Raw genomic sequence first — 5,353 nt, forward strand, 5'->3', positions numbered from 1 at the left:
GCCGCCGCGCCAGCCGACATCGGTAAAGGCGACCGCGACCTTGATGCCGGTATCGAGCTGCTCGGACTGGCGGAAGTAATGCTGGATGCTGTCCGACAGGGTCTCGCCGGACAGATCGACGATGCCCTGATAGCGCTCGGTATGCTCGCCCTGATCGACGGTAAAGGCGATATAGCCTGTTCCGAGCAGGGTGGGCACCGGGGCGGTGCTGCCGGTATCGGCGGCGCTCAGGCGCTCCGCGTCGAACTGGGCATAGCCGCGCACGTCGCCGGTGCTGGTGACGTCGGCGACCATCAGGGAGATCGGACCGTCGCCCTTGGTCTGGAGGGTGAAGATGCCCTCGTACTTCAGAGCGCCGGCCAGGGTGATGGCGAGCGTGATGGTCTCCCCCAGCAGGCGGGCGACCGGCTCGGGGTAGGCGTGCTTCGACAGGATCTCGTCAAGGACGGGACCGACCCGGACCAGCCGGCCGCGCAGATCCGAGGCGTCGATCTGGAAGGGTTGTACGATGTCGTCGTTACGGGGGTTTACGATCGGGTTTACGGATGAACCGGGGAAACTCATGAATCCAGACACCAGGTTAAAATGCCCTTCTGGGCGTGCAGGCGATTTTCCGCCTCGTCCCACACGACCGAATTGGGGCCGTCGATCACGTCAGCCGTGACCTCGTCTCCGCGATGGGCGGGCAGACAATGCATGAATATGGCGTCTGATTTCGCATTTGCCATAAGGCGCCGATCGACCCGGTAGGGGGCGAGCAGGTTATGGCGGGTTTCCCCATCTTCCTGGTTCATCGAGACCCAGGTGTCGGTGACGACGCAGTCGGCGCCGGCGACGGCGGCCTGCGGATCGCCGGTCACGCTGACCTTGCCGCCCTGCCCCGCCGCCCAGTCGATCAGGCCGGGCGGCGGCTTCAGCCCCTCGGGACAAGCCAGCCGGAGTTCGAAGCCGAAACGGACCGCGGCGTGGATCCAGCTTGCCGCGACGTTGTTGCCGTCGCCGCTCCAGGCCACGACCTTGCCGGCGATCGGTCCCCGGTGTTCCTCGAACGTCATCAGGTCGGCCATGATCTGGCAGGGGTGCGACCGGTCGGTCAGGCCGTTGATGACCGGGACCGTGGCGTGCTCCGCCAGTTCCAGCAGCTTTTCTTCCGAATCCGTCCGCAGCATGATGACGTCGACGAAGCGCGACAGCACCTTGGCGGTGTCGGCCACCGTTTCGCCCCGGCCAAGCTGCATCTCCTTGGAGCTGAGCATGACAACGTCGCCACCGAGCTGGCGCATGCCGACTTCGAAGGAGACGCGGGTCCGGGTCGAGGGCTTCTCGAAGATCATGGCGAGCGTCTTGCCCGCCAGCGGCTTGTCGGTCCTGCCCGCCTTCTTCAGGGCGTTGCCGCGCTCCAGGATGGAGCGCAGCGTCGCGGTGTCGAAATCGTCGAGGTCGAGGAAGTGGCGGACGCCGGCACCGGAGGTCATGGCGCCAGCTCCGGCAGGACCTTGTCGAGGATGCCGATGGCTTCGTCGATCTCGGCCTCGGTGATGATCAGCGGCGGCAGCAGCCGGACGACGTTGTCGCCGGCCCCGACCGTCAGCAGGCCGGCGTCGCGCAGCTTGTCGACGACTGTGCCGTTGACGATTTCCGGCTGGATGCGCAGGCCGAGCAGGAGACCGGCGCCGCGCACTTCCGCGATCACCTTGGGGTGGCGGGCGGCCAGTTCGTTCAGCCGGCCCCAGAAGACGCGGGCGATGCGGTCGACGCCTTCCAGGAAGCCCGGCTCCAGCATCAGGTCGAGCACGGCGTTGCCGACCGCCATGGCGAGCGGGTTGCCGCCATAGGTCGAGCCGTGGGTGCCCGCCGTCATGCCGACCGCCGCCTTTTCCGTGGCGAGGCAGGCGCCGAGCGGGAAGCCGCCGCCGATGCCCTTGGCCGCCGCCATCACGTCGGGGGTGACGCCGGCCCATTCGTGCGCGAACAGCTTGCCGGTCCGGCCCATGCCGGTCTGGATCTCGTCGAACATCAGCAGCAGGCCGTATTCGTCGCAGACCGCGCGCAATGCCCGCAGGTAGTCGAGCGAACCGGCGCGGATGCCGCCCTCGCCCTGGACCGGCTCGATCGAGATGCCGGCCGTCTCATTCGTGATGGCGGCGCGCAGCTCGTTCATGTTGCCGAAGGCGACCTGATCGAAGCCGTCCTGCATCGGGCCGAAGCCCTTGACCATCTTTTCCTGCTTGGTCGCGGCGATGGCCGTGGTCGTCCGCCCATGGAAGGCGCCGCCGGCGGTGATGATCCGCCAGCGTTCGGGATGCCCCGTCTCGTACTGGTATTTCCGCACGACCTTGATCGCGCACTCCCAGGCTTCGACGCCGGAATTGGTGAAGAACACCGTGTCGGCGAAGGTGTTGTCGACCAGTCGTCGCCCCAGACTCTCCTGACCCGCCACTCGGAACAGATTGGACGTATGCCACACCTTATGGGCCTGATCGGTCAGGGCCTTGATCAGGTAGGGATGGGCATGGCCAAAGGCGGTAACGGCGACGCCACTGGCGAAATCCAGGTAGCGCTTGCCGTTGGTATCGAAGAGATAAGGACCTTCGCCCCGTTCGAAAACGACATCCGCACGGGCATAGGTGGGCATGACAACTGGGATCACGGGTAAGCCCCCAACGGGTTCAGTTCCGGCAGCGATCCACCACTGCCGGCTTTCCGAAAGACATAGCCCTCCGGAAAACCGCAGACTATCCAAAGCCGTGGCGGCAATGTCAACGATTGCGGGACTGAATCGACGTAACGCCCTGAACTTACGGCCGCATTACGGCTTCAGCTTGTATCCGCGGTGGATCAGCACACCATTGCACGCCAGCAGGAAGAAGACGGTCCCCGCGACGACGGCCAGCGAAGCCAAGGGATCGGTGCTGGTGCCGGAGCCGAGGAAGCCGTACCGGAAGCCCTCTATCGCGTGGAAGATCGGGTTGAACCGGACGGCGAAGGCGACGGCATCGGGGAGCGTAGCGACCGGCGCGAAGACGCCGGACAGGAAGGTCAGCGGCGTCAGGACGAAGACGAAGGCCGCCGCCATATGGTCCCACTTCTCGCAGAACAGCCCGATCAGCATGCCGGCCAGCGACATCATCAGGGCGGAGAGTGCGGCGAAGACCGGCAGAGCCCAGAAATGGGCGGGCGGCAGCGGCCACACCAGCATGGCGCCGGCCAGCACGACGGCCCCGGTCGCCAGCCCGCTGACCGCTCCGGCCAGGGCATAGGCGGCGGTCATTTCGGCGGCGCCCAGCGGGGCCATCAGGACATCGCTGATGATGCCTTCCATCCGGTCCAGCAGCAGGCTGAACGCGGTCGTCTCGGCCGAGCGGAACAGGACGGCCATCAGGATCAGGCCGGGAACGGCGTGGGAGAGCAGCGTTTCGCCCTCCCCCGTGCCGCGCTCGGGGCCGAGGGCGAAGACCAGGATGACGAAATAGACCAGCGCCTGGAAGGCGGGGGCGAGGACGGTTTCCAGCGCTTCCTTGGAATAGCGCCGGAGTTCGCGGAGGAACAGCGTCCACGCGCCCAGCCACAGGACGCGCGCGACTTTGCGCGGCGGCATGGCGTGCCTCAAGCCTTCAGCTTGTAGCCCGAGGACAGCATGCGGAGCAGCAGGACGCCCAGCGCCGCATTGATCCCCAGCATGACCGCGACGCCAATCGCCAGCGTGCCGTCGGACTGGCCGATGAAGCCGTAGCGGAAGCCGTCGATCATGTAGAAGAACGGGTTGAAATGCGCCAGCCACCAGAAGGCCGGCGGCAGCCGGTCCACCGAATAGAAGGTGCCGGACAGGAAGGTCAGCGGCGTCACGACGAAGTTGGTGAAGGCCGCGATATGGTCGAACTTCTCCGACCAGATGCCGCCGATCATGCCGAGCTGCGCCAGCATCATCGACGCCATCAGGCCGTGGAACAGGATATAGGCGGGCGAATGGATGCCGAGCGGCACGAAGGCCCAGATCGCGATGCCGGTCACGACACCGACGAACATCCCGCGCGTGACCCCGCCGCCGACATAGGCGACGGCCATCTCCAGCGGAGAGAGCGGCGGCATCAGCACGTCCACGATATTGCCCTGGACCTTGGCGATGACGACGGAGGACGACGTATTGGCGAACGCGTTCTGCGCCATCGCCATGACGATCAGGCCCGGCCCGAGGAACACCAGGAACGGCACGCTCCCCGCCATCCGCACGACCCCGCCCAGCGCCAGCGCGAAGACGGCATAGAACAGCAGCGTCGTGACGACCGGGGCGGCGATGGTCTGGGTATAGACCTTCAGGAACCGGTACACCTCACGCTGGTACAGCGTCCACAGGCCGATCCAGTTGACGGTGCCGATATCGCGCGGCAAAGGCGGGAGATGTGTGCTCATGGTGCCCTTCAGCTAAGTGGTCGCACACTAATACCAAGGAGCGCATGGCACAAATGCGGCTGGGGAATGGCTGGGGAGCGGGGGGTTAGGGTGCGGCGAGAGCGGGTTTGCGGCGGCGTTAGGGTGGAGGTGGAAACTCGGCGTCGAGTTCCTTAACGAGATCGGGACGGTTGATCGACACCCACGCTTTCCGCGCTGTAGCTATGTGGGCTTGGCATTCGGCGTCGTTTCTAGCGATACTCGCCAGCCTTAGATGAGTACATCCAATCGAATAAGACTCTTGGATGCGTTCATAAATCTTTAATGCTCTCTCTAGTTGTTTTTGGGCTGCGTCATGATCCGACCGCGCCAACGCGATGTTGCCCAGGCTCTGAATGCAGTTCGCCTCGCCGAGCAAGTCGCCGACTTGGCGGCAGAGCGGCAGCGCCTCCTCGTACCGCGCGCGCGCCGCGTCATGATCCGACCGCGCCAACGCGATATCGCCCAGGCTCTGGATGCAGTTCGCCTCGCCGAGCACGGCGCCGACTTGGCGGTAGAGCGGCAGCGCCACCTCGTACTGCGTACGCGCCGCGTCATGATCCGCCCCCGCCAACGCGATATTGCCCAGGCTCAGAATACAATTTGCAAGAGCCTGGAAATCCTTCCGATTTCTCGCAAACTCACCAGCTTCCTCAAGAAGACTGCTGGTCCCTAAGCCGGAAAACATCCAAAAATTTCTGAGTTCAATTGCCGCTTCAGTGGCTTCCGAAGGATCCGACACCACCAAGCCGAGACGTATCATCGCTTCGATGCTTGCGAGATCGGCTGCCAGCCGTATGACCGCCTCCGCTCCACCTTCGTAGCCGACCCGAGGGCCGAGGGTGCGGGCAAGTCCTATATAATGCTCCATTGCCCGCTCCTGATCCGCGTCTTCCGGCGGATGGGCTGTGACGATGTACTCGCG

6 protein-coding genes are annotated in these 5,353 nt (G+C 65.0%); all 6 read right to left on the reverse strand.

Annotated elements, in window-relative coordinates:
- The coding region (locus tag AC5JJ6_RS40030) for an Hsp33 family molecular chaperone HslO (protein ID WP_496047389.1) at window positions 1-564 on the reverse strand (564 nt) is incomplete at its 3' end.
- Window positions 561-1,475 (reverse strand): ornithine carbamoyltransferase, encoded by a 915-nt coding sequence (gene argF / locus AC5JJ6_RS40035; RefSeq protein ID WP_496047390.1) that lies wholly within the window; start codon window positions 1,473-1,475, stop codon window positions 561-563. The genes argF and AC5JJ6_RS40030, both read right to left, overlap by 4 nt.
- Window positions 1,472-2,650 carry an aspartate aminotransferase family protein gene (locus tag AC5JJ6_RS40040; RefSeq protein ID WP_496047391.1) on the reverse strand — a complete coding sequence of 393 codons (1,179 nt, stop codon included), beginning with the start codon at window positions 2,648-2,650 and terminating at the stop codon, window positions 1,472-1,474. Before AC5JJ6_RS40040 ends, argF begins: the two co-directional genes overlap by 4 nt.
- 159 nt (window positions 2,651-2,809) lie before the next feature.
- Complete coding sequence (locus tag AC5JJ6_RS40045; protein ID WP_496047392.1) at window positions 2,810-3,598, reverse strand: ABC transporter permease; 789 nt, start codon at window positions 3,596-3,598, stop codon at window positions 2,810-2,812.
- Between the two features lie 8 nt (window positions 3,599-3,606).
- Window positions 3,607-4,410, reverse strand: coding sequence for an ABC transporter permease (locus AC5JJ6_RS40050; protein WP_496047393.1), 804 nt, complete (start codon window positions 4,408-4,410; stop codon window positions 3,607-3,609).
- A 118-nt stretch (window positions 4,411-4,528) separates the two neighbouring features.
- On the reverse strand, window positions 4,529-5,353 hold an 825-nt coding region (locus tag AC5JJ6_RS40055; protein WP_496047394.1), incomplete at its 5' end, for a tetratricopeptide repeat protein.

This window comes from Skermanella sp., assembly GCF_059503625.1.